Annotated in this window: 21 protein-coding genes and 1 other RNA gene; 9 read left to right on the top strand and 13 right to left on the bottom strand. The window is 70.8% G+C overall.

Translation table 11 applies throughout. From position 1 onward, the window contains the following. Positions 1-307: 307 nt before the first annotated feature. Entirely contained in the window at positions 308-1,009 is a 702-nt protein-coding gene (locus ABT381_RS23400) for a TetR/AcrR family transcriptional regulator (protein ID WP_351597634.1), read from the top strand. 648 nt (positions 1,010-1,657) lie between these two features. On the opposite strand, the gene ABT381_RS23395 is transcribed toward ABT381_RS23400, so the two are convergent. The 8 genes from ABT381_RS23395 to ABT381_RS23360 all read right to left on the bottom strand — a co-directional run bounded on the left by ABT381_RS23395 (position 1,658) and on the right by ABT381_RS23360 (position 11,223). Next, the gene (locus ABT381_RS23395) at positions 1,658-2,335 is read right to left on the bottom strand and encodes a hypothetical protein (RefSeq protein WP_351597631.1); all 678 of its coding nucleotides are present in this window, start codon (positions 2,333-2,335) and stop codon (positions 1,658-1,660) included. Positions 2,336-2,355: 20 nt separating this feature from the next. Next, positions 2,356-2,970: a hypothetical protein gene (locus ABT381_RS23390; RefSeq protein ID WP_351597628.1), complete on the bottom strand. Its 615-nt coding sequence runs from the start codon at positions 2,968-2,970 to the stop codon at positions 2,356-2,358. Positions 2,971-3,022: 52 nt separating this feature from the next. Beyond that, positions 3,023-3,682, bottom strand: a complete 660-nt coding sequence (locus ABT381_RS23385) for a hypothetical protein (protein WP_351597625.1) — start codon at positions 3,680-3,682, stop codon at positions 3,023-3,025. Next, positions 3,679-4,362 (bottom strand): hypothetical protein, encoded by a 684-nt coding sequence (locus tag ABT381_RS23380; RefSeq protein ID WP_351597623.1) that lies wholly within the window; start codon positions 4,360-4,362, stop codon positions 3,679-3,681. Before ABT381_RS23380 ends, ABT381_RS23385 begins: the two co-directional genes overlap by 4 nt. Next, the gene (locus ABT381_RS23375) at positions 4,359-4,706 is read right to left on the bottom strand and encodes a hypothetical protein (RefSeq protein ID WP_351597620.1); all 348 of its coding nucleotides are present in this window, start codon (positions 4,704-4,706) and stop codon (positions 4,359-4,361) included. Before ABT381_RS23375 ends, ABT381_RS23380 begins: the two co-directional genes overlap by 4 nt. Positions 4,707-4,828: 122 nt before the next feature. Continuing rightward, positions 4,829-6,124: a putative T7SS-secreted protein gene (locus ABT381_RS23370; RefSeq protein WP_351597617.1), complete on the bottom strand. Its 1,296-nt coding sequence runs from the start codon at positions 6,122-6,124 to the stop codon at positions 4,829-4,831. A gap of 6 nt (positions 6,125-6,130) precedes the next feature. After that, positions 6,131-6,442, bottom strand: a complete 312-nt coding sequence (locus ABT381_RS23365; protein WP_351597614.1) for a hypothetical protein — start codon at positions 6,440-6,442, stop codon at positions 6,131-6,133. A gap of 47 nt (positions 6,443-6,489) precedes the next feature. After that, positions 6,490-11,223, bottom strand: a complete 4,734-nt coding sequence (locus ABT381_RS23360) for an FtsK/SpoIIIE domain-containing protein (protein WP_351597611.1) — start codon at positions 11,221-11,223, stop codon at positions 6,490-6,492. Between the two features lie 243 nt (positions 11,224-11,466). Here ABT381_RS23360 and ABT381_RS23355 point away from each other — a divergent pair, with 243 nt between their 5' ends. Both ABT381_RS23355 and ABT381_RS23350 read left to right on the top strand, forming a co-directional pair. Beyond that, positions 11,467-11,754: a WXG100 family type VII secretion target gene (locus ABT381_RS23355; RefSeq protein WP_351597609.1), complete on the top strand. Its 288-nt coding sequence runs from the start codon at positions 11,467-11,469 to the stop codon at positions 11,752-11,754. Between the two features lie 188 nt (positions 11,755-11,942). Then, positions 11,943-12,134 carry a hypothetical protein gene (locus tag ABT381_RS23350; protein ID WP_351597606.1) on the top strand — a complete coding sequence of 64 codons (192 nt, stop codon included), beginning with the start codon at positions 11,943-11,945 and terminating at the stop codon, positions 12,132-12,134. An 85-nt stretch (positions 12,135-12,219) separates the two neighbouring features. Here the strand turns inward: ABT381_RS23350 and rnpB are convergent. Then, positions 12,220-12,621, bottom strand: an RNA gene (gene rnpB / locus ABT381_RS23345) — RNase P RNA component class A. 83 nt (positions 12,622-12,704) lie between these two features. On the opposite strand from rnpB, the gene ABT381_RS23340 reads away from it, so the two are divergent. Next, the gene (locus ABT381_RS23340) at positions 12,705-13,538 is read left to right on the top strand and encodes a MerR family transcriptional regulator (RefSeq protein ID WP_351597604.1); all 834 of its coding nucleotides are present in this window, start codon (positions 12,705-12,707) and stop codon (positions 13,536-13,538) included. Continuing rightward, positions 13,535-14,197: a hypothetical protein gene (locus ABT381_RS23335; protein ID WP_351597602.1), complete on the top strand. Its 663-nt coding sequence runs from the start codon at positions 13,535-13,537 to the stop codon at positions 14,195-14,197. Before ABT381_RS23340 ends, ABT381_RS23335 begins: the two co-directional genes overlap by 4 nt. On the opposite strand, the gene ABT381_RS23330 is transcribed toward ABT381_RS23335, so the two are convergent. Beyond that, positions 14,158-15,618: an RNB domain-containing ribonuclease gene (locus tag ABT381_RS23330; RefSeq protein WP_351597599.1), complete on the bottom strand. Its 1,461-nt coding sequence runs from the start codon at positions 15,616-15,618 to the stop codon at positions 14,158-14,160. The genes ABT381_RS23335 and ABT381_RS23330 overlap by 40 nt on opposite strands. A 131-nt stretch (positions 15,619-15,749) precedes the next feature. On the opposite strand from ABT381_RS23330, the gene yaaA reads away from it, so the two are divergent. Together yaaA and eda are read left to right on the top strand one after the other, a co-directional pair. Beyond that, positions 15,750-16,550 (top strand): peroxide stress protein YaaA, encoded by an 801-nt coding sequence (gene yaaA, locus ABT381_RS23325; protein WP_351597596.1) that lies wholly within the window; start codon positions 15,750-15,752, stop codon positions 16,548-16,550. Between the two features lie 61 nt (positions 16,551-16,611). Then, complete coding sequence (eda, locus tag ABT381_RS23320; RefSeq protein ID WP_351597593.1) at positions 16,612-17,268, top strand: bifunctional 4-hydroxy-2-oxoglutarate aldolase/2-dehydro-3-deoxy-phosphogluconate aldolase; 657 nt, start codon at positions 16,612-16,614, stop codon at positions 17,266-17,268. 102 nt (positions 17,269-17,370) lie between these two features. On the opposite strand, the gene ABT381_RS23315 is transcribed toward eda, so the two are convergent. Genes ABT381_RS23315 through ABT381_RS23305 form a run of 3 tightly spaced genes read right to left on the bottom strand, consistent with a single transcriptional unit; the run spans position 17,371 to position 20,176 of the window. Next, on the bottom strand, positions 17,371-18,570 hold the full coding sequence (locus ABT381_RS23315; RefSeq protein ID WP_351597591.1) for a bifunctional RNase H/acid phosphatase: 1,200 nt from the start codon (positions 18,568-18,570) through the stop codon (positions 17,371-17,373). Between the two features lie 5 nt (positions 18,571-18,575). After that, positions 18,576-19,319 carry a zinc ribbon domain-containing protein gene (locus tag ABT381_RS23310; RefSeq protein WP_351597654.1) on the bottom strand — a complete coding sequence of 248 codons (744 nt, stop codon included), beginning with the start codon at positions 19,317-19,319 and terminating at the stop codon, positions 18,576-18,578. Continuing rightward, positions 19,316-20,176 (bottom strand): Nif3-like dinuclear metal center hexameric protein, encoded by an 861-nt coding sequence (locus ABT381_RS23305; RefSeq protein ID WP_351597588.1) that lies wholly within the window; start codon positions 20,174-20,176, stop codon positions 19,316-19,318. The genes ABT381_RS23310 and ABT381_RS23305 overlap by 4 nt, the downstream gene beginning before the upstream one ends. Before the next feature lie 272 nt (positions 20,177-20,448). Between ABT381_RS23305 and ABT381_RS23300 the strand changes: the two genes are divergently transcribed. Next, positions 20,449-21,843, top strand: a complete 1,395-nt coding sequence (locus tag ABT381_RS23300; RefSeq protein ID WP_351597585.1) for a hypothetical protein — start codon at positions 20,449-20,451, stop codon at positions 21,841-21,843. A 128-nt stretch (positions 21,844-21,971) separates the two neighbouring features. Then, complete coding sequence (locus ABT381_RS23295; protein WP_351597582.1) at positions 21,972-22,139, top strand: hypothetical protein; 168 nt, start codon at positions 21,972-21,974, stop codon at positions 22,137-22,139. The last annotated feature ends 71 nt before the right edge of the window (positions 22,140-22,210 follow it).

Here is a 22,210-nt window from a genome sequence, read left to right as displayed (position 1 = left end):
GGTGGGGGAAACCGCCGGCCCGCCTCGTACAGCAGGAGAACGATCACGAGGCACGAAAGGTGAGGGGGCCGTCGCCGTCCGAGCACACCGCATCGCCGAGAATCCGAAAACGGTTGTGTTCAGAATCGGTTACCTGACGGTAAGTCCGGCCCTGACGGCAGGCAATACCCGTGCACGGGATAATTGCGGGGCGGGGACGCCCGGCTCCGGAGGACGGAGTCGGGTGGGGTTGGGTTGGGTTGGGTTGGGTCGGGTGGGGTTGGGTCGGGTGGGGTTGGGTCGGGTCGGGAACGAGACGGAGGCACCGGTGGCGGACGCGCGGTCGGGAGGCGGGCCCGCCCGTAAACCCACCCGGAAGTACGCGGGCAGGCCGGCCGCCGAACGGCGCGCGGAGCGCCGCGAGCGACTCCTGGAAGCGGGCCTGCAGCTCTTCGGCGCGGGCCCCGGCTACCGCGCCACGTCCGTCACCGCGCTGTGCGAGGAAGCGGGCCTGTCCACCCGCCAGTTCTACGAGGAGTTCCGCAACCTGGAGGAACTGCTCGCCGCGCTGCACGCGCAGGTCAACGGCTGGGGCGAGGAGGCGGCCGTGGCGGCGCTCGCGGCGGCCGCCGAGCGGGGCGTCGAGGAGCGGGCCGCCGCGGCGGTACGCGCGTACGCCGAGGCCGTGACCGACGACCCCCGCCGAGCCCGAGTCGCCTTCGTCGAAGTCGTCGGCGTCAGCCCGGCATTCGAACAGCACCGCATGGCCCGCCGCGCCCAATGGGCCGACTTGATCAGCGCCGAACTGACAGCCGCAGCCGCCCGCGGCGAGGCCGCCCCCCGCGACTACCGCCTCGCCGCCACCGTCTTCGTCGCCGCGGTCAACGGCTTCCTCTACGAATGGTCAGCGGGCTTCATCGACGCCCCTCTGGACGCGGTGGTGACGGAACTGGTCCATCTTCTGCTGGGAACACTCCACCCACTGAAGGAGCTCTCAGAGGGCTCATCGGAGGGGCCCACGGAGGGCTGACCGGAGGCGATGAGGATCAGGCCGGCCTCACCAAGCCCCCCTCCGCTGGTGCAGCGGTGACGGCTGACGCCAGTCCCGCCGTTACGCCGTGCAGCACGAGCCCTCTCCCCCAGGTCACGGCGGGGAGCCGAGGCCACCCCGGCGGGATGATGCGGCTGTATCCCAGTCGGCGTCCCTTCGGCCGTCCTGCTGGAGATCACGGAGCCTTCTGGCCGGGCCTCTTGATCAGCCCGTCCAACGAGATTGCCACACACAGTGCTACCGGAATCACGGCGGCCCACGAATAGAAGGCCACCAGTGGGCCATTCGCGAGAATAAACAACCCCGCAGCGATCCTGTACAACCATCGCACGTCGGGTACATTCTCAGCGGCGCACTGGATATCCCGTCGATACTTCACGTACACCGCAGTCAATACAACGGGCCCGATCATCAAGGGCCAGGCGGACGCTTCGATCGGCAGCCAGTGCGTCCCTGCGATTTTCCCGATCGCCCCTACTAGAAGGAACCAGAGTAGGGGCACGAGCGCAGTCACTCGAACTGCAAGCAGGGCCCTGGATTCACCCTTACCGGACGACGTCATGCCACCTCCTGGATTTGGCGGTTTCAAACGATGAGGGCAATGTGTTCGCACGCCAGTCCCAAGTGCTACGCGCCGACGTAGTCCCGGTCCCAACGGGCCATCCGTGTGCTGCCCCACGTACCGAAGACCACAAATACCGTCCCCAGACCGGCGATCCCGCCCCCGTAGGAGCCCGGCTCCCAGGAATCGTCCACGGGGCCGGCCGCCTCCTCGGGGTCGTACCGAACCCTCAGCACGTCACCCTCGTCAACGAATTCGGGATCGCAGCCACCGCCCTCCGAGAGCGAGGGCTTGATCTCCCGCCCGTCGAGCCTCTCCACAGTGCACCGGTCGGTCTTCTTGTCCTCCACCGCCACGACCTGCGCCTTGATCCACTGGCCACGCTCCTGCAACGCCGCGTCCTCGCCGGCTTCGCCCGACACCACTGCCAGCCCGACGCCCGCGATAATCGGCAGCACGAGTTGCCACGCCCCCTTCCGCTGCTTTCGAGGGATACGCCGTAGCCGGAGGACCGGTACGAGAATCGAGGCGAGCGGCAAGAGGATCGCTGCCAACAGAAAGCCCAGGGCCCTGATCCAGCCTGGCAATGGAACCGCAGGCCCCAGCCACATCAGTCCCGCGATGCCGGCCACGGATACCAGATAGAACAGCAGCCATCGCAGAAACGCCGACCGGTCCTGCCGAGCTCGTTCCTCAGCTGCGCGTTCCCCGCCGACAGCGACCTCGTGCGCCTGCCGCGCCATTCACTATCCCCATCTCCGTGTCACTGAATCACATACAGGCTGCGGGCGAAATCGTCGAACGCGTCAATGTTCGCGGACACCCATTCGATGTCATCGCTGACGGTGCGCAGGGACAGGTCGATGCCAAGAGAGTCGACGCGCCACCCGTAGTTGACCGACATGCACGGGACCCCGCTCCCCTCGTGCACGAACCGGCGAACGGAGCGCAACCCCTTGCCGAGGTTGTCGGTGCTGAAGTCCACTATGTGCGGCGCCTGCAAGGCGCCGGGCTCGTGACGCTGCACCAGCGTGTCCAGGACCGGTTCCACTGGCCCTGTCGATTCCGCTGCGTAGAAGAAGAACGGCAACGGGGCCCTGTGGAGATCCGGCGCGTACGCGAACAGGTGCTGCATGGGAATCTTCTGCGGAAGCTGTTCCGAGAGACCCTCGAGAATGCGAGCGAATTCCTTCACCTGCGCCTTGTTGAGACGCTCATCGCCGGTGAGGAGAATACAGTGCAATTCGGCGAAGTTCTTCGCCCACTTGCGTCGCGTCCGGGCGGCTCCCCTTCCTTCAAGGATCGGGACGGCGATCCACCCGTCCGCCAGTTCTTCGGTGAAGTCGAGCCCGTATTGCAGGGGAGTGCTGTGCGTCACGCGGTTACTCGTTTCCTTGGACGTCGGCCGCTCACCGGATTGTCGATCAGGGTCACGCATGCATCCAGCTGTCCGCTTCCTCGTCCGGGCTGATCCGGATGGTCCGGGCGAATTCGTCGACGTCTTCGAGGGCGCGGAGGACCCGGCCGGCGGAGGGATCACTCAGGATGATCAGGACGTCCGCGGCTTCCGAGTCCTTCTCGTAGCGCCAGGCGTAACGGACGCCGACGTGCACCTCGTTGCTGTCGGGGTCCGGGTCCTGGTAATAGCGCAGCACCCGCAGACCGGATCCCAGATGTGGGGAGTCGAAGTCCTCGACGACGGGCGGCTCGACTGCGTAGTCGGCATCGGCATGGGTCAGCGCACGGAGTGCCGCTTCCCGATCTTCTCCTTCTTCGATTTCCACCAGATCGACATAGGTCGGCATCGGGATCTCCCTCGGGTGCGGGAGATGGAGGAAGACCTCGAAGCCCGGAAAGGCGGCGGGCGCCCTGAGGGCGTACATCAACAGGATGTTGGTCAGCAGGTCGACTTCGCCCGGTTCCGGCTTCTCCGACGCGAAATCCTCCCACAGGCCTTCGGCGAAGTAGCGCGCCCACGCCTCCGGCGACTGCGCCTCTTCGACGTCCTCAAGGCCCGGTTCCGGCCACATGAGCGGGATGCGGATCCACGGGGCGAGGCTCATGGCGTGCTTGACGTTGAGCCAGCTCATTCATAACTCCACTTGAAGGTTCCGACCACCGCGTCGAACAACTCGACAAGCACACCGGTGAATTCACTGTCGAGGTCGCCGTCGCCGGGTGTGGAAAAGTTGATGCTGATCCAGCGGCCCGGATCGTCCACGACGGGGATCACGTACTCGACCCGACAGGCCGGCAGGGCGGTCTGCTGTACGGCTTCGGTGGCAGAGCTCAGCTCCGCCACGTCAGGGGCGGAGCGGTAGAAGCGGCGGAGTGCCGGTGCCCCTGCCACTTCCGCCTTCGACGCCGTTCCGCCGGGGGCGCCCTCGTTGACCAGCTGATCGAGCACTGCCTCCGGCGGCACCGTACGGTCCTGGCCGATCGGCATTTCGGCGACGATGAACGAGGCCATGAGGAAGACCCCGCCGCGCGGAAGCACCGGCAGGTAGAGGTCAAGGCCGCCGTTTCTTTTGGCAGCACGGGCCTGCTTCTCGATATGGCGGCGCATGTCCAGGCGGAAGCGCATCGCATCGTCCCGGGGGATGCCCTCCGGGACTTGCTGCATATGGGAGAAGAGGACCTTCTCGAGTGCTTCCTTCGTGCCGTTTCGCAGGGGGATGCGGGTCCAGCCCGGTGGCAGGACGAGCTCGTAGCCACGGGGAGTGGCCCTCTCGGCAGCCGGTGGTTGCTGCTCGAGATCGGATGCACTCACGCGGACGCCTGCTTCTTCAGAAGCCGGTCGGCCACCAAGATCGTCACGCTGGCGAGCAGCGAAATCACGGCCAGCCAGCTGTAACCGATGGCCGACATGACATTCGGGATCAAGTACAGACAGGAAACGATCTTGATTGTTTGCGAGAAGTTGGCGCCCTTCCGCGGGTCACGGATGAGTTCTCGGTTTCCGATCAACAGAGCCAGCATCAACACCGGCGAAATCATGGCCGGCCACACGAAGTATTCGATGGTGAGCCAGTCCATTCCGCCATACTTGCTGCCGAGATCCTGGAAGGCGGCAAAGAGGATCGGCACCAGCGCACACACAGCAAGGAGCTTCATGGCCCTGGACTCTTCAGGGCTTTTCGCCGGGATTGTCGCCACTGTCTTCTACTTTCTAGGCTTTTTACTGCTTCGGGTTTGGCTTGCTCGACTTCGGTCGGCCAGGCTTCACCTCGGGGCCGTCACCAACGGCTGCCGACCTCACGCGTCAGGACATCCTTGGCGTCTCCGTACTGGTCCGCGATCGGGCCTTTTTCCCCGAATTTGTCTCCCAGGTCCACCCCAGTGGCAGCCCCATAGTTCCACCGGAATTTGGTCACAGCCTTGTCCACCGCATCAGCCGCACCCTTGACGTTGGCATCGCTGCCGAATTCGGCTCGCATCCGCTTGGCGAACTTGGACGCGCTGGCGACCTCCCCCTCGCCGCTCAGCAGGGTGTCCATCCGGGTCGTCGCGGGTCGTGTTTCCTTCGCCCCGATCCCGCGCAGTGCCTGTTTTGCCCGAAGCGCCTTCTGGCCACGCGCCGAGTTGACGCCGTAGCGTGTGACGTTCTTGTCGAGCAGCTTGCGCAGGTTCGTGTACCGATTGAACCGCCCCGCTCGGCTGGTGGCCTTCAGTGTTGTGGAGGCTGCCTTTACGCCCTTCATGGCGACGCTGCCGACTCCCAACGTCGCCAGCGCGAAGACGTCCATGGCGACGTCTGTCCAGTTCCCGTCGCCGGAAAGGGCCAAGAGCGTGTGCCCGACGCCGACGGCCACCGTGAGACCGATGGTGGCCACCGTGATCAGCGTCGCCAGCCATCCGACCGGCGTGAAGAGCATGGCGGCGACCCCGATGATCGTCGCCGCCCAACTCAGGACTTCGACGACGGTCTTGATCGTATCCGCGTTCTCGTGCACCCAGTCCTTGAAATCCTCCCAGCCACTGTCCTTGATGATGTCCGAGATGTCATCGCCGATGTTGCCGGCGTAGTGCTGGGCGCGGGTGTCGCGGTCGGAGATGACGTCGTTCAGCTGTTTGTGGTACGTCGCCAGGTGGCTGTCGGGGTCGGATTCCTCCGGCGGCTTCTTGTCGCCGTCCTTCTTCGCCTCGGCTTCCTTCTTCTTCACCTCGGCAGCGTGGTGCTCATCGGCCTGCTTTGCGGCCTTGAGAATTCCGTCCGCCCGCTCCTGGTAACCCTCCAGGTCGTTGGCCCAGTTGCCGAGGTCGCCGACCACTCGTTCGTAGCGGGCCGCCGTTTCACGGAAGTGCTTCTCCAGTTCGCCGGACTTCTCGCGGATCTTGTCGGCGTACTTCCCCTTCAGCGCGTCACCGTCGTCGACCTTGCGCAGGATGCGGGCCTGGTCGCGAAGGGTCGAGGCGAGGTCCTTCATCTTGCGGACCTCGTCCCGGATGTCCTCCGGATCGCCGGGGACCGGGTCCTTCTCCGCCAGCGGATGCCAGTCGACCGGTCGCCGCCTGCCCTTACCTGGTGCCATCAGCTACTATCCCCCGTTTTTCCCGTGCTTCTTCTCGGTCGCGTTCTTCAGGTCAAGGTCCTGCTTCTCGAAGCTCTTGAGCGCACCCTCTACGTGCTTCCCCAAGTCCTTGACGTTTTCCAGCAATTCGCGTCGATAGTTGTCCCAGTTGGTAACGAACTCGTCCATCTTTCCGGCGATGCTGTCGTGACCCCAGATGTCCCGGATGTCGTCGCGGTGGTCGTTGATGCCCTCGAGGACCTTCCTGATGTCCCGGAGATTGCTCTTCGAAGACCCCAGCAGCGTGTAGTCGACAACCAGCCGGTCGTGCCCGCCCATGTTTCCCCTCCCGTTGTGCTTACACGGTCAACAGCTCACGTCGCCGCTCACCCCACCGGCACAGTCACCGTGAACGCCTCCCCGTTGCCCAGGTGCAGCAGCCCCTTGCCCGGGGTTACCGGGCCGCCCACCGAGCTGCGGCTCAGGCGGACGCCGATCAGTTCGCCGCTGGAGGTGTCCTGGGGGGAGAGCAGCAGGCCCTGCCGGGACTTCTTCAGGTCGACCTGCCAGCCGCTGAAGCCGGAGCAGACGTCGTCCTCGTCGCCGGCGATGACGATGCCGATGCCGCGGTCGGAGCCCGTCGAGATCAGCTTCTTGAACTCGTCCTCCGCGTCGCAGTCCTCGAGGAGTTCGCCGTCGTCGATCAGGATGACGATCGGGCGCTCCACGGACGCCGTCGCCACGGCCTCCTGCAGCTCGTCCTCCTCGATGTCGCTGCCCGTGAAGACCGCCAGCACGCCCTCGAGGCCCTTCAGTTCGCGCAGCGGGGAGGTCCGCGGGGCGGCGACGACGAGGCGGACGCCGCGGCCCACGAACGTACGCGCCAGGTTCATCAGCACCGTCGAGCGGCCCGACTTCGCCGGGCCCGCGATCACGAAGCCCGGCGAGCCCTGTCCCAGGTCCGGGCCGAAGGCCATCAGGTCGTCGCCGCCGACACCCACCAGGCCCCACAGCCGCGAGGCGGCCGCCGCCGGGTCGATGTGCTGCCACGCCTCGCCGAAGGTGATGCGGCTGGGCAGCGAGTCCACCCGGAAGGGACGGAGGTGCCGCGGCACCGCCGCGTCCCGGCGGGTCGCCCCCTCTCCGATGGCCGCAAGGGCCGCGTTCTGGCCCTGCCCGGTGGCGTCCTCGCTCAGCAGCGCGAACTGGATCTCCGTAGCCGTCTCGTTGCGGAACGCGCGGCCGGGCGGGATCTCGTCCGGCACCTTGCGGCTGTTGATGCCCAGCATCGTGAAGTCGGTACGGTCCGCGAGGCGCAGGGCGAGCTTGTCCTCCGTGAGGGAGGAGATCCGGCCGGTGAGGAGCTGCCGGTCACCCGTGATCACCAGGTGGATGCCCACGCTCGCGCCCTCGCGCATCAGGGTCAGCAACTCGTCGGTCAGCTCGCCGTGTTCCAGCTCGCCCAGGGAGGTGACCCAGCCCTCCCAGCGGTCCAGGAGCAGCACGATGTGCGGCAGCCGCCGGTCCTCCGGCGACCCGGCGCGCTGCTCGCCGATGTCCGCGAAGCCGGACTCCGCGAGCAGCTCCTGCCGCCTGCTCGCCTCCGCCGACAGCCGGCGGATCAGCCGGACGGCCCGCTCGCTCTGGTTGCGGCCCACCACGGCGCCGCAGTTCGGCAGCTTGGTGAGCGCGTTCAGCGCGCCGTTGCCGCAGTCGATGCCGTACAGGTGGACGTCGGCGCAGGAGAGGGTGCGGGCCAGGGAGCCCGCGATCGTACGCAGCACCTGGGAGCGGCCGCTGCGCGGCGCGCCCGCGATGAGCAGGTGTCCGAAGGTCGCGAAGTCGATCGCGACCGCGCGGCGGGCCTGGCTCGACGGCAGGTCCTCGATGCCGTACGGCGCCGGGGGCAGCGCGCCCAGGCCCTGCACCGGCGGCAGGTCCTCCGGCAGCAGGGTCTCCGCGAGGGCCGGCAGCCACGGGCTGTGGGGCTGCGGGATGCGCAGGTGCGCGTTGGCCTCCCGGACGGCGTCGACCAGTACCTTCAGGTCGGTGATCTCCTCTTCCTCGCTCTTGGCGGCCGCGGGCTTCGCCAGCGCCGCGCGGCCCAGACCGGCCCAGTCCAGCTCCCCGGTCCACGGGGCGATGGCCATCGGGTCCACGGTGCCGGGGCGGCGGCCGCCGACGCGGCCGGACTGGAAGGGGATGAGGGAGGCCGCGCCGGTGCGCACGTAGGCGCGGCCCGGGTTGTTCTTGGAGATGTTGCCGGCCTCGGGCGAGTCGATGACGTCCGAGGACTCGCCGCCGTCGGTGACCCGCAGGGCGATACGGAGGTTGGTGTTGGCCCGGATCTCCGGCGAGACCACGCCGGACGGCCGCTGGGTGGCCAGCATCAGGTGGATGCCGAGGGAGCGGCCGCGCTGGGCGATGTTGACGAGGCCGGTGACGAAGTCGGGCAGGTCGCGGACCATGGACGCGAACTCGTCGATGACCAGCAGCAGTCGGGGCAGCGGTGCCATACCTGGGTTACGGCGCACCAGGTCCTGGTAGTCCTCGATGTCCTTCGCCCCGACCTGGGCGAGGATGTGCTCGCGGCGGTGCAGTTCGGCGCCGAGCGACTCCAGGGCGCGCTCGACGAGGTGGGCGTCGAGGTCGGTGACCATGCCGACGGTGTGCGGCAGGTGGACGCAGTCCTTGAACGCGCTGCCGCCCTTGTAGTCGACGAGCACGAAGGTCATGTTCTCCGGCGTGTTCGCCACCGCCAGCGCGGCGACGATCGTCTGCAGCAGTTCGGACTTGCCGGAGCCCGTCGTACCCGCGATGAGACCGTGCGGCCCGTCCTTGCGGATGTCGATGCCGAACGGCCCGTCGTACGACTCGCCGACCATCGCCAGCGTGGACTGCCCGCCGGTCTGCCAGCGGGCGGCCACCGCGGCGGCCGTCGGCGGCTCCATCCCGATGACGTCGAGGAGCCGGCTGGCGTCCGGCAGCGCGCTGTCCGTCGCCTCGCCGCTGATGTCGCGCAGCGGGGCGAGCGCCCGGGCGACCCGGTCGCACCAGGCCGGCGAGACGAAGTCGGGCCGTACGCCCAGGATCTTGGCCTTGCCCTCCTGCTGTACGCGGAGTCGCAGCACGGAGGGGTCGATCTGTTCCGCGGCCGTCGGCGCCGCGGGCACCGGGGAGCCGCTGTGGCTGTCGAGGGAGAGCATCACGGCGGCGGTGTTGGTCAGCGCCGGGTTGGCGGGCGCGGCCGACTTCTTCCCCCTCTTCTTCTTGCGGCGCGACCTGCCGGCCTCGTCCGCCGCCTTCTTCCGCTGCTCCTCCTCGGCGGCCCGCCGCAGTACTTCGTAAGCGTCGCTCGCGCCGCCGCCGGCCTGCTGCTCGTGCCGGGCGTGCCGGGCGGTGCGCGGTTCCGCGATCACGATGCCCTTGCACTCGCCCGGCAGGAAGCGCTCCTCGGCGTCCAGGCAGATCGCGTACATCGATACGGCCGGGCCTTCCTGCAGCAGCCGTACGACGCCGGGCATCGAGCGCAGCCGGCGCGAGCCGTCCCAGACGACGACGATGTCGGGGTCGGCGAAGCCCACCTGACCGCGGTTCTCCTGGGCGGCCTTCTGCCTGGCCTCGAGGATCTGGGTGAGTTCGCCGATGCGGGCGCCGACGGTCTCGGCGTCGTTCCCGATGAGGACGTTGGCGTCCTGCGCCGTCGGACGGGCGTGCGGCAGCCAGCGGACCCAGTCCCAGCTGGGCTGCGCGTTCGCCTCGGTGAGTACGTAGAACTGCACATCCAGCGGGCTGTGCAGGGCGGCCGCCTGGGTCACCGTCCACCGCGCCAGGCTGCGCGCGGTGTCGTCGGGGCCCGCGAAGCCGATCACACCGAGCTGGCCGAGGTGCAGGGCGACGGGGGTGTCGGCGATCTCCCAGGTGACCTGGCGGCGGTGGTCGTCCTGCTCGGGGTCGTCGAGGACGACGGCGGAGGGCAGCCGGCCGGTGCCCACCCGCAGCAGCAGGTGGTCGGCGTCGCTGCGGCGGCGCTCCCACAGACGGGTGCGGGGGCCGGTGGCGTTGGCCCAGATGGTGCCGGGGTCCGGGTGGTCGAGGAGGCGGTCGCCGCGCTCCAGGGCCAGCGCCTCCTGCGCGTCGCGCTCGATCCGGGCCTTGTGCTCCTCGTACTCCTCGACCTGCTTGGCGTGCGACTTGCGGCCGTGCTTCTTGTCCCAGAAGTAGTTGCCGATCATGATCAGCGGGCTGAAGACCGCCATCACCAGGTACGTCGCGCGCCCCATCACCATCGCCATGGTGACGGCCATGACGAGCGGGGACAGCGCCATCAGCCAGGGCAGCGGCCGGGCCTGGTGCTCCTTCGGGGGCGCCGGCAGGCGGAACGTGGTGGTGCGCTCCGGCGGGCGCAGCCGCGGCGGGCGGTTGTAGTCGAGCCCGGAGCCGTCGTCGGACCACTTCAGGGCCGCGTCCGGGGGCGTGTAAGGGGCCACGTCGAGCAGGGTGTTGCCCATGGCGAGCTGGGAGCCGACGGGCAGCTGCTGCCCATCGAGGGGCTTGCCGTCGACGCGCACCTCGAGCGCGGGCTCCTTGCCCTCGGGCGCCGCACCCGGCCGGCCGGGCTGCCCGCCCGACTGTTCGCCGCCCTGTCTGCCGCCGTGCACGGCCAGCCGGAGGTCGTCAGCGGAGACCACGTAGAGGGTCATCGCACGCTGGGGCAACTCCGGCTCATTGATGACTATTTGGCAGCTCGGGCCGGAGCCTATGTCGTACCGGCCGATGCCGAGCCGGTACACGGCGCCGGCGTCGGGCCCGCCGGCCACCCGGACCTCGATGACACCGGACTGCTCGCCGGGCAGCGTGCCGGAGGGGTCGTCCAGGCTCACCACCGCGCCGTCGCGCAGCGGGGAGCCGGCGACGGTGTGGTTGGGGTCCACGTGGTAGTTGTCGACGTAGAGCGCGGGGCCGGGCTGTCCGGGGAGCGAGCCGGGGCCGCCCATGCCCCGCACCCGGGCGGCCAACTCCCGGGCGACGGCGTCGATACGGGCCTCTGGGTCGGCGTCGAGGACGAGGTCTTTGCCGATGTGCGTATAGGGGTCGACGACGGTCAGCTTCAAACGCACTTAGCTCCTCCTCGAAATGCCTCTCTACGAAGGAGAGAATATCTTCCCGGCAAAGCGGTCGCGTACCGGCGCCATGTCCCAACAACGTCCCGATTTACTGGGATTCAATGTCGGTCGTGACGGCACTTATGTGCACCTGTAAGGGCTAGCGACTAGGGTGCCCAACGGCGCGTGCCGAACCGGTGCGCGCCATGCGTATGCCGGGAGGGGGACCTCGCGGTCGTCAACGGGAAGGGGAGCGTCATGGCTAAAGACCTTGATGTCACATATGAGGACATGCGGGCCGCCGCGAAGAAGATGAACCGCGAGAAGGAGCGCATCGAGGAGAAGCTTCACGACCTGAAGACCTACATCGACGGCCTGCTCGAGAAGGGCTTCGTCACCCGGCAGGCGTCGAAGAAGTTCGGTCACGACTTCGAGGAGTTCAAGCAGGGCATGTCGAAGACCAACGAGGGTCTCGACGGCCTGGCCCAGTACCTGGAGAAGGCTGCGGACTCCTTCGAGAACCTCGACCTCGAGCTCGGCAAGTAAGCCGGCGCCTGCCGCGGCAGAGCCTGCCTGCGCGCAGCGACGGGGGGTGAGGGTGGTGTCGGCCGATCCAGGCCGACCCCACCCGCACTCCCCCTTTTTTGCTTTCTGCGCCACCCGATATTCCTCCATTTCCATTACACCCGTTACGGCACATGCACAGAATATTCACAGGCGCCAAGTAGTACTTGATGGACTTGATGACACTTCTGTCCGTTGTGACCGCAGTCGTCGTGATCATGGTGATGAGGCGCTGGAATTTCGTGATTCTTGCCCTCATGAGCCCGGTCACGGTCACGGTCGCGGTCGCGGCGAATTACGCCATGGCAGGAGTCACGGGAGGGAGCAAAAGCGAATTGCGGAGGATGCTCAGGACGCTTTGATCGCTTTGATCGCGCTGGTCGCTGAGCCGCTCGGCCGTCGGGTGATCGGCGGCAAGGCGCCTGCCGGGCGCCGGAAGTGTGGGGGCGGACGAGTCGGCCTGTACGCCGGGTTTTGTCTCCCGTGGCCCTTGCGGGCCGCGGGGAGGCGGCCATCCATCTAGGACTGCCGTTGCCGGCAGCCTCGTGCGGTCCACCCGCGGACTCGGGCGGGCAGCCCTCGAACATCCGCGCAGGGCCGTCAGCCGACGGCCCCTTTTGACCTTGCTCCAGGTGGGGTTTACCTAGCCCTCCGAGTCACCTCGGAGGCTGGTGGTCTCTTACACCACCGTTTCACCCTTACCGGCGCCTTGCGGCACCGGCGGTCTGCTTTCTGTGGCACTGTCCCGCGGGTCACCCCGGGTGGGCGTTACCCACCACCCTGCCCTGTGGAGCCCGGACGTTCCTCGGTGAGGTCCGAAGACCCCCACGCGACCGCCCGGCCGGCTCGTCCGCCGTGCCGACCATGGTACCCGTACGCCGCGGCGGCTCGTCCTTGACCTTGTCGCAGCGTCAACGTTTCTACTGGACCGCATGAGGATCGGAGAGCTCGCGACGCTGGCCGGGGTCACCACCCGGACCGTGCGCCACTACCACCACCTCGGGCTGCTGCCCGAGCCCGAGCGCCGCGCCAACGGCTACCGGGAGTACGCGCTGCGCGACGCCGTGCTGCTGGCGCGGGTGCGGCGCCTCACCGAGCTGGGGCTCGGCCTTGACGAGGTACGGGACGTACTGGCCGAGGACGCCGGACGGGCGCTGGAGGAGGTGCTCGCCGAGCTCGACGCGGATCTGGCGCGGCAGGAGGCGGAGCTGCGCGAGCGGCGGGCGCGGCTGCGTACGTTGCTGGACCGCGCCGAGGAGCACGGCGGCCTGCCCGCCGAGGGCCCCGTGTCCGAGGAACTCGCGGACGTCTTCGGGAAGATGGCCCGCGTCTCGGCCGCACGCCCCGGGCCCGAGCCCGCGATGGCCGCCAAGGAGCGGGAGATGATGGCGCTGTTCGAGTCGATGGGCGGGGTGGCGGAGCGCGAGAGGCTGTCCTCCCTGCTCGGTTCGGCGCTCATGGAGCCCGCGGCCATGGACCGCGCGTACGAGGTGTACGCGCTGCTGGACGAGCTCGCGGAGGCCGAGGTGGACGACCCGCGGGTGACGCGGGCCGCGCAGGAGATCATCGGCTGCCTGCCGGACGCGGTGGTCGCCGAGCTCGGCGCCGATGCGCGCGAGGCCATGGCCATGGCCGGTACCGGCTCCGGTACCGAGGACGCGGCGGCGGCCCGGTCGCTGATGGCCGCCTTCTACGCCCACTTCGCGCCCGCCCAGGCCGCCGCCGTCCAGCAGGCGATCCGGCTCATGGTGGAGCGTGCGCGGTGAGCCGGCGCCGGGCGGCGCGCCTGCTGCTCGCCCATGAGGGGCGGTGGCTGGCGAGCCTGGGGCTGTGGGTGGTCCGGCGGCGGGACGGCGCGGGGCGGGATGCCTGTGGTGTGCGCGCCTTCGGGTATGCGGGGGCGCAGGCCCCGTTGGTGCTCGGCTTCGCCTTCGTGTGCCTCGTCGAGACCGTCGGCGTCGCCTTCCTGCTCGCGGGCTTCCCGCTCGTCCACGCGATCATGCTCGTGCTGGACGTCTACACGGTCCTGATGGCGCTCGGGCTGCACACCGTGGCGGTCACCCGGCCGCACCTGGTGAGCGCCGACGCGCTGCGCATACGGAACGGTGCGCGGCTCGACGCCTCGATACCGCTGGACCGCATCGCCACCGTGCGCCGCGACCTCCGCTTCCCGAAGGGCAGGCCGCCCGCCGGCGTCCTGGAGTCGGCCGTCGCCGGACAGACCGCGGTCACGCTGGAGCTGTCCGCGCCGGTGACGGTCGTACGGCGGCTGCTGGGGCCGCCGGAGGAGGTCCGTACCGTCCGCTTCCACGCGGATGACGCGCGGGCGGTGGTGACGGCACTGCGGGAGGCGCTGGCCGCCGTGCCGGAAAGCGGGCGGGCCGCTCACGCCGGTACGAAGCGCACCGTCTCGCGTCCCGGGTAGGCGGCCGTGAGGCGGACCCGCAGCGGGTGGCCCAGGGGCAGTGGCGGGGCCTCGGGGGCGGCGTCCACGCGGCCGACGACGGCCGGGGCGCAGAGGTGGACGGTGCCCTGGCGGGGCCGCTCCTCGTGGACGTCGACGACGTAGCCGTCGAAGAGCTCGCCGATCCGGTCGTGCAGGACGGCCGCCTCGACCAGGTCGACGCACTCCCGCTCGACCCGGTTGGCACGCCGCCCGCCCGCCGCCATCTCCTCCGGCAGCGCGGGCAGCGCCGCGCGTACCCACTCCGGTACCGGCTTCCCCGCCGCCGCTGCCAGGCACAGCTCGGCGACGTAGCGGTCCACCAGGCGCCGCAGCGGCGCGGTGGCGTGCGTGTACGGCGCGGCGACCGCGGAGTGCAGGGCGTGCGCCGAGTCGGGCGGGGAGCCGTCGAAGACCGTGTAGCCCGCGCCGCGCAGCAGGGCGGTGCACTCCTGGAGGAACGCGGCGTGCGTGCTCCGGTGCGGATCGAGGCCGCGGATCAGCTCCGCGTACGAGGTGTGGTGCGGCCAGTCGACGCCCAGCGCGCGGGCGGTACGGCGCAGCCGTCCGACCGCGCCGTCCGGTGCGGCAGGCAGGGTGCGCAGGATGCCGGTCCCGGAGTCGAGCATCAGGTCGGCCGCCGCCATGCCCGTGAGCAGCGAGAGCTGCGCGTTCCAGCCGTCGGCCGGCAGCGGGGCACGGTAGGCGAGGCGGTACCGGCCGTCGCGCAGCACGATCTCCTGTTCGGGGACGTTCAGCGAGATGCCGCCGCGGGCCCGCTCGCGCTCCTCGCGCAGCTGCCCGATGTCGCGGAGGAGCGAGAGCGGCTCCTCGGCGGTGCCGCTCTCGATGGCGCGCTGCACGCCTTCGTAGTCGAGCCGGGCACGGGAGCGGACGACGACCCGCCGGACGTCGGTGGCGACCAGCGCTCCGTACTCGTCGAGATCGAGCCGCCAGAGGACGGCGGGCCGGTCCTGGTCCGGGAGAAGGCTGGCGGCGCCCTCACTGAGGACGGGCGGGTGCAGGGGGACGCGCCCGTCGGGGAAGTACAGGGTCATCACACGGCGGTGCGCTTCGTTGTCCAGCGCGCTCCCCGGGGTGACGAACGCGGCCACGTCGGCGATGGCGTAGTACACGCGGAAGCCGCCGGGCTCCCGCCGCGTGAGGTACATCGCCTGGTCGAGGTCGGTCGAGCCGGGCGGGTCGAGCGTGAAGAGCGGCAGGTCCGTGGCGTCCTCGGCCGGCAGCCGGGGGCCGCGCGCCGCGCGGGCCGCCTCCTCCCTGACCTCGGGCGGGAAGTCGGCGGGCAGCTCCGTCCGGGTCCGCAGCTCCTCCAGCGCGCCGCACAGCAGGGCGGTGTCCGCCGGGGATTCGTCGGTCACTCGCATCGGGCGACGGGGCATGGAGCCGAGACTAGGACAAATCCCTCCCGGCCACCGTCCGGCGCCGGCACGCGACCGAATAGGGTTCACGGGGGCCGCGTACCAGGCGCGCGCCCCGCATCCGTGCCCGTACCCCCGTAAGGAGAACGACCGTGCTCACGCTGCTGCCGCCGTCCGAAGGCAAGGCCGGAGGCCGGGACGGCGCGGCCCCGCTGGACCTGGCCGCGCTGTCGCTGCCGGGCCTCACGGCCGCCCGCGAGACGGTGCTGACCGAGCTGGTCGAGCTGTGCGCGGCGGACGCCGGCAAGGCGCAGGAGGTACTGGGGCTGAGCGAGGGTCTGAAGGGCGAGGTCGCGAAGAACGCCGGGCTGCGCACCGCCGGCACGCGGCCGGCGGGCGAGATCTACACCGGCGTGCTGTACGACGCGCTGGACCTGGCCACGCTGGACGCCGGGGCGCGGCGGCGGGCCGAGCGGTCGCTGCTCGTGTTCTCCGGGCTGTGGGGCGCGGTGGGCGTCGCCGACCGGATCCCTTCGTACCGCTGCTCCATGGGCGTGAAGCTGCCCGCCCTGGGCGCGCTCGGCGCCTACTGGCGCGCCCCGATGGCGGAGGCGCTGCCCGCGGCGGCCGGTGATCAGCTCGTACTGGACCTGCGTTCGGCGGCGTACGCGACGGCGTGGAAGCCGAAGGGCGAGGTCGCCGAGCGGACGGCGACGGTGCGGGTGCTCCAGTCCAGGATCGTGAACGGGGTCGAGAAGCGGTCCGTGGTCAGCCACTTCAACAAGGCGACGAAGGGGCGGCTGGTCCGGGACCTGCTCTCGGCGGGGCTGGAGCCGGCCGGTCCGGCGGAGCTCGTGGAGGCGCTCGGCGAGCTGGGTTACGCGGTCGAGGCGCAGCCCCCGGCCAAGGCCGGCAAGCCGTGGGCGCTGGACGTGATCGTCACCGAGCTCTGAGAATATTGCAGCATGTGCAACGCTCGTTGCGAAGAGTGCGGACGAGGCGCACTATGAACCCGTGACTAGTGCTGCCTCCGCCTCCGCCGCCGCTTCCCCCGAGCGCTCCGTCCTCGGGCTCGCCCCCGTCATCCCGGTCGTCGTCCTGGAGGACGCCGCCGACGCCGTACCGCTCGCCCGTGCGCTCGTCGCGGGCGGCCTGCCCGCGATCGAGGTGACGCTGCGCACCCCCGCGGCGCTGGACGCGATCCGGGCGATCGCGGCCGAGGTCCCGGACGCGGTGGTCGGCGCGGGCACGGTGATCACGCCCGCGCAGGTCACGGAGACCGTCGCGGCGGGCGCCCGCTTCCTGGTCAGCCCGGGCTGGTCGCCCCGGCTGCTCGGCGCGATGAAGGACTCCGGCGTGCCGTTCCTGCCGGGCGTCTCGACGACGTCCGAGGTCGTGACGCTGCTGGAGGAGGGCATCACGGAGATGAAGTTCTTCCCGGCGGAGGCGGCGGGCGGCACGGCGTACCTGAAGTCGCTGGCCTCGCCGCTCCCCCAGGCCCGGTTCTGCCCGACGGGCGGCATCAAGGAGGCGAACGCACCGTCGTACCTGGCGCTGCCGAACGTGGCGTGCGTGGGCGGCACATGGATGCTGCCGGCGGACGCACTGGCGACCAAGGACTGGGCACGGGTGGAGGGGCTGGCGGCCGGGGCGGCAGCGCTGCGCCCGTAAGGGGCGCGGGGAACTGCGCGACCGGCCACGACGGCGCGGCAGTCGGCAGCCGAGCGCGCCGCCCTCCCCCGTGGCCGGAGTCGGCCCTTCGGAGCGCGAGCGCTACCGCAGGTGCGACGTATCGTTCAGCAGCCGCACCGACGCGTTGCCGTCCCCGTAGTACGCGATCGCCGACAACGAGGCCGCGGACAGCTCCATGCGGAACAGCGACTCCGGCGGCGCGCCGAGCGCCAGCCGGACCAGCGTCTTGACCGGCGTCACATGCGTGACGAGCAGGACCGTCTTCCCGGCGTACCGCGCCTGCAGCCGGTCCCGCGCCTGCGCGACCCGCCGCGCCACGGCCGCGAACGACTCGCCGCCGCCGGTCGGTTCGGCCTTCGACGAGGCGAGCCAGGCGTTCAGGTCGTCCGGGTAGCGGTCGCGCACCTCGGAGAAGGTCAGCCCCTCCCAGGCGCCGAAGTCCGTCTCGCGCAGGCCGTCCTCGATGCGGACGTCCAGGCCGAGCCGGGCCGCGATCGCCTCGGCGGTCTCCCGGCAGCGGCGCAGCGGGGAGCTGACGATCGCCTGGACCGTGCCCCGTACGGCGAGCGCGCCGGCGGCCTCGCGTGCCTGCAGGCGCCCTGCGGCGGAGAGTTCGGGGTCCGAGCCACCGCTCCCGGAGAACCGCTTCTCCGGGGTCAGCGCGGTCTCGCCGTGCCGCAGCAGTACGAAGGTGGTCGGCGCGCCGAGGTCGGCGGGCGCGGCCCAGCCGGACGACGGCGCGGCGGTGGCGGCCGTGGCAGCGGGCAGCTCGGCATCCGCCACCGCGGTGTCCGAAGCCGTCGCGCCCGCGGGCTCCCGCGCACCCACCGCCAGCGCCGCGCGCGACGCGCCCGGCTCCCACTGGCGGCCCGCCGCGCCCGCGTCCATCGCCTCGTTGGCGAGACGGTCGGCGTGCTTGTTCTGCGCGCGCGGAATCCACTCGTACGTGACCCGCTCGGGCGGGAAGACCGCCTTGGCGGTGGCCGCGAGCGGCTGCATGTCCGGGTGCTTGATCTTCCAGCGCCCGGACATCTGCTCGACGACCAGCTTGGAGTCCATCCGGACTCTGATCTCCGCCTCCGGGTCGAGCGCGTGGGCGGCGCGCAGCCCGGCCACCAGGCCCCGGTACTCGGCGACATTGTTCGTGGCCGTACCGAGGTACTCGGCGGCCTCGGCCAGCGTCTCGCCGGTCTCGGGGTCGAGGACGACGGCGCCGTACCCGGCGGGCCCGGGATTGCCCCGCGACCCGCCGTCCGCCTCGACGATGAACGTCCGCGCCATCGGACTTACAGGCCGGAGTCCGGCGTGCGGACCAGGATGCGGCTGCAGTTCTCGCAGCGCACGACCTGGTCGGGCGCCGCGGCCCGCACGTCGTTCAGCTCGGTGATGTCCAGCTCCAGGCGGCAGCCCTCGCAGCGGCGCTGGAAGAGCCGGGCGGCACCGACGCCGCCCTGCTTCGCGCGCAGCCGGTCGTACAGCTTGAGCAGGTCGTCGGGGATGTCGGCGACGGTCAGCGCGCGCTCCTTGGTGACCGTGGCGGCCTCCTCGTCGATCTCGGCGAAGGCGGCGTCCCGACGGGCGACCGCGTCGGCGACCTTGGCCTGGATGGCCTCCACCCGCCCGGTCAGCTCGGTGACGCGCTCCTGCGCGGCCTCGCGGCGCTCCATGACCTCCAGGACGACGTCCTCCAGGTCGCCCTGGCGCTTGGCGAGCGAGGTGATCTCGCGCTGGAGGTTCTCCAGGTCCTTGGGCGAGGTGACCGCGCCGGAGTCCAGGCGCTGCTGGTCGCGGGCCGCGCGCTGGCGCACCTGGTCCACGTCCTGCTCGGCCTTGGTCTGCTCGCGGGCGGTGTCGCTCTCCTCGGTCTGCGAGGCGACGAGCAGGTCGCGCTGCTGGGTGAGGTCGCTCTCCAAGGTCTGGAGCTCGGCCAGCTCGGGGAGGTTGTTGCGCTTGTGCGCCAGCTGGGTGAGCCGGAGGTCCAGGGACTGGACGTTCAGAAGGCGGATCTGGTCTGCGGGCGCGGCGTTCAGTTGGGGGCTCCTGGTGAGTCGGTGGTGGTCCGGGAGGACGCCGCGTGGGCGGTCCAGGGGTCGGTGACCGTACGGGAGACGTGCGTACGCAGGTCCCAGCCGTGCCGGTCGGAGATCTCGTCGAGCTGCGCGGCCGCCTGCTCGCACCACGGCCACTCGGTGGCCCAGTGCGCGGCGTCCAGCAGCCCGAGCGGGCTCTTCTGGGTGGCCTCGGAGGCCGGGTGGTGGCGCAGGTCGGCGGTGAGGAAGGCATCCACGCCCGCCGCGCGCACATCGTCGAAGAGGCTGTCACCGGAGCCGCCGGACACCGCGACCGTACGGACGGTGCGGTCGGGGTCGCCGGCGGCGCGGATGCCCTGCGCGGTGGCCGGCAGCCGCTCGGCGGCGTACCGGGCGAACTCCGCGAGGCTCATCGGGTGGGTCAGCTCGCACACCCGGCCGAGGCCGCGGCGGCCCGCCGGGTCGCTCGCGTCCGGCACCAGAGGGCGCAGCACGCGCAGGTCCAGGGCACCGGCGAGGGCGTCGGAGACGCCGGGATCGGCGGTGTCGGCATTGGTGTGCGCGACGTGCAGGGCGATGTCGTTCTTGATCAGCGTGTGGACGGCCTTGCCCTTGAAGGTGGACGCCGCGACCGTCGTCGTCCCGCGCAGGTAGAGCGGGTGGTGGGTGACGAGCAGGTCGGCGCCGAGCTGCACGGCTTCGTCGACGATCTCCTGTACGGGGTCGACGGCGAAGAGCACGCGCTGTACGGGCGCTTCGGGGTCGCCGCAGACGGTGCCGACGGCGTCCCACGCCTCTGCCCGCTCGGCGGGCCACAGGGCGTCGAGGGCGGAGAGGACTTCAGACAGTGCGGGCACGGGTGGAAGGTTACCTCCCAGCCCCGGCGGAACGCCCAGCCGCGGTGGCCCCAGGATGCCGGGCGCACCTGGGCAGGCACCCGGCGCACCCCTGGCGGACCGCCACCGGACGCCGCGCGGACCCGGCGCGGAGCGACCCGGCTGGCACATCCGCCACACCGCTCGCAGGCGAATCGGACAACGGCCACTCATACGCGTGAAGTGGTCCATCACGCGTTGATCGACACGAAGTGCGAAAACTAGCTTCAGTCGTGACTGGAGGTGACCATTCCATGACTGCCTGTGCAATCGAGGGCGTTGGAACCGACGGGAACACCGAGGACGTCACGGAGACCGCCGCTCCCGGACCCCCCGAGCTCCCCGGGCTCCGGGGGCTCACCGGACTGCCCCACCGCCCCGCCGCGCTGACGCTCGCCGCCGACGGTTCGTACGCCGCGCGGCTCACCCAGGGGCCGGGCGGCGGCTGGTACCCCGAGCGCTGGACGCTGGACGGCTGCGAGCCGTACGCGGTGCCGCTCCCCGGCCGCCGCCCCGAGCAGCCGGACAGCGCGCTGCTGCCGCTCACCGACGGCCGGGTGCTGATCCTGCGCCGCACGGAAGGCCACTGCACGGTCGCCCTCCTGTACCCCACGGGCCCGGGCACCGGCGAACTCCCGCTGGGCGCCGTGGAGACCGAGGAGCTGACGCTGCTGCCGCCCGCCCCCTGCGGCACTGCGGCCCACGCGCTCGCCCCCGTGGGCGGCGACGGCGCGCGCCGGGCCACCGCGGTCTGGCTGCTGCACGGCGGGGGCGAGGGGCCGCAGCGGATCGCCCTGGTGCCGGGCCGCTGCACCGGCGGCGCCTGGCTGGACAAGGAGGGCCGGCTGCTGGCCCTGGACCGCGAGCTGGACGGCCTTACCAAGACGGTGGTGGTCGACCTCGGCCGGGGCGGCGAGGTCAGCCCGCTGCTGCAGATCGCGGAGCGGAGCAACGACCGGCTGCTGCTGGCCGACCCCGACAGCGGGCTGATCCTGCTGCGGTCGGACGCACCCGGGTACGACCGGATGGGCTGGGGCGTACTGGGCAGCACGCTGCCGGTGCGGTTCCCCGAAGCGCTGCGCTCGGCGGACGCCGCGCTGACGCCGTTCGCCGTGCAGCCGGGACAGGTGCTGACCCCGGAGAGCTGCGCGGTGGCGTTCCGGGTGGACGCGGCGGCCGGTACCTGGCTCGCCACGTGGCGGCCCGCGGCGAAGCGGCTGGGCCGGCCGGCCGCGCCCGCGGGCTGGCTCGCCGGTACGGGCCGGTGGACGCCGGACGGCGAGCTGCGGCTGCCGTACGCGACGCCGGCCACCCCGTGCGGCGTGGCCCGGGTGAGCGTCCCCTGGGACGCTGCGGTCACGGCACCTCCGGGCGCCGCGCCCCCGTCTCCCGCGCTCCCCGTACCGGTGCCGGCAGCGGCCCCCGCGTCGCATTCGCAACGCCTGACGCGTCTCCCCTGGGACACCTCGTCCGCTTTGCCGCCGACTTCCGTAATCCGCACGACCCCCGCCGGATATCCGAACGACTGCACAACATCCGCACAATCGGACCCCACCGCGCGGGAACCGTACGCAAGCGGGGCGCATCCCCAACCGTGCAGGCCAGTACCGCTGCAGCAGGCGCCACTGGCGGCCCGGGAGGCCCGGTAGAGCGAAAAAGTACGCCCCGTTAGAATTCGGAAGGGGGCTACGCAGCCGGTTGACCCGGCCACCGACGGTGATGCCGCGGCGGTCCCGACGCGTACACCTGTAAGCGATCTGACGGAGTGACACTTTCCATGTCCGAAGCCCGAACCGACACGACCCAGGCGCGCCCGCAAGGGTCCTCCGCCCAGGCCGCCACGGCCGCAGGCTCCGGCAAGCACCGTGGCCCGGCAGCGAGCGAGGACGCGGCCGCGTCCAGCGCCGGGCGGCACCGCCGGCCCAAGAACTCCCGGGAAGCCTGAGCACCACCGGCCCTCCCGAGTCGGGGGGGGGGGGCGCGCGGGGGGGGTGTTTTCGTGGGTTGACCTTAGGA

Source organism: Streptomyces sp. NPDC000151, assembly GCF_040301705.1.
Lineage (GTDB): Bacteria > Actinomycetota > Actinomycetes > Streptomycetales > Streptomycetaceae > Streptomyces.
This window is presented reverse-complemented; position numbering and strand designations above follow the sequence as displayed.

Coding starts and splice junctions, on each gene's coding strand:
- ABT381_RS23365 (WP_351597614.1), bottom strand. CDS start 6,442: ATGGGCGGGCACGACCGGCTGGTTGTCGACTACACGCTGCTGGGGTCT.
- ABT381_RS23385 (WP_351597625.1), bottom strand. CDS start 3,682: ATGAGCTGGCTCAACGTCAAGCACGCCATGAGCCTCGCCCCGTGGATC.
- ABT381_RS23340 (WP_351597604.1), top strand. CDS start 12,705: ATGAGGATCGGAGAGCTCGCGACGCTGGCCGGGGTCACCACCCGGACC.
- ABT381_RS23395 (WP_351597631.1), bottom strand. CDS start 2,335: ATGGCGCGGCAGGCGCACGAGGTCGCTGTCGGCGGGGAACGCGCAGCT.
- ABT381_RS23355 (WP_351597609.1), top strand. CDS start 11,467: ATGGCTAAAGACCTTGATGTCACATATGAGGACATGCGGGCCGCCGCG.
- ABT381_RS23330 (WP_351597599.1), bottom strand. CDS start 15,618: ATGCCCCGTCGCCCGATGCGAGTGACCGACGAATCCCCGGCGGACACC.
- ABT381_RS23295 (WP_351597582.1), top strand. CDS start 21,972: ATGTCCGAAGCCCGAACCGACACGACCCAGGCGCGCCCGCAAGGGTCC.
- ABT381_RS23375 (WP_351597620.1), bottom strand. CDS start 4,706: ATGAAGCTCCTTGCTGTGTGTGCGCTGGTGCCGATCCTCTTTGCCGCC.
- ABT381_RS23350 (WP_351597606.1), top strand. CDS start 11,943: ATGGACTTGATGACACTTCTGTCCGTTGTGACCGCAGTCGTCGTGATC.
- ABT381_RS23315 (WP_351597591.1), bottom strand. CDS start 18,570: ATGGCGCGGACGTTCATCGTCGAGGCGGACGGCGGGTCGCGGGGCAAT.
- ABT381_RS23370 (WP_351597617.1), bottom strand. CDS start 6,124: ATGGCACCAGGTAAGGGCAGGCGGCGACCGGTCGACTGGCATCCGCTG.
- ABT381_RS23300 (WP_351597585.1), top strand. CDS start 20,449: ATGACTGCCTGTGCAATCGAGGGCGTTGGAACCGACGGGAACACCGAG.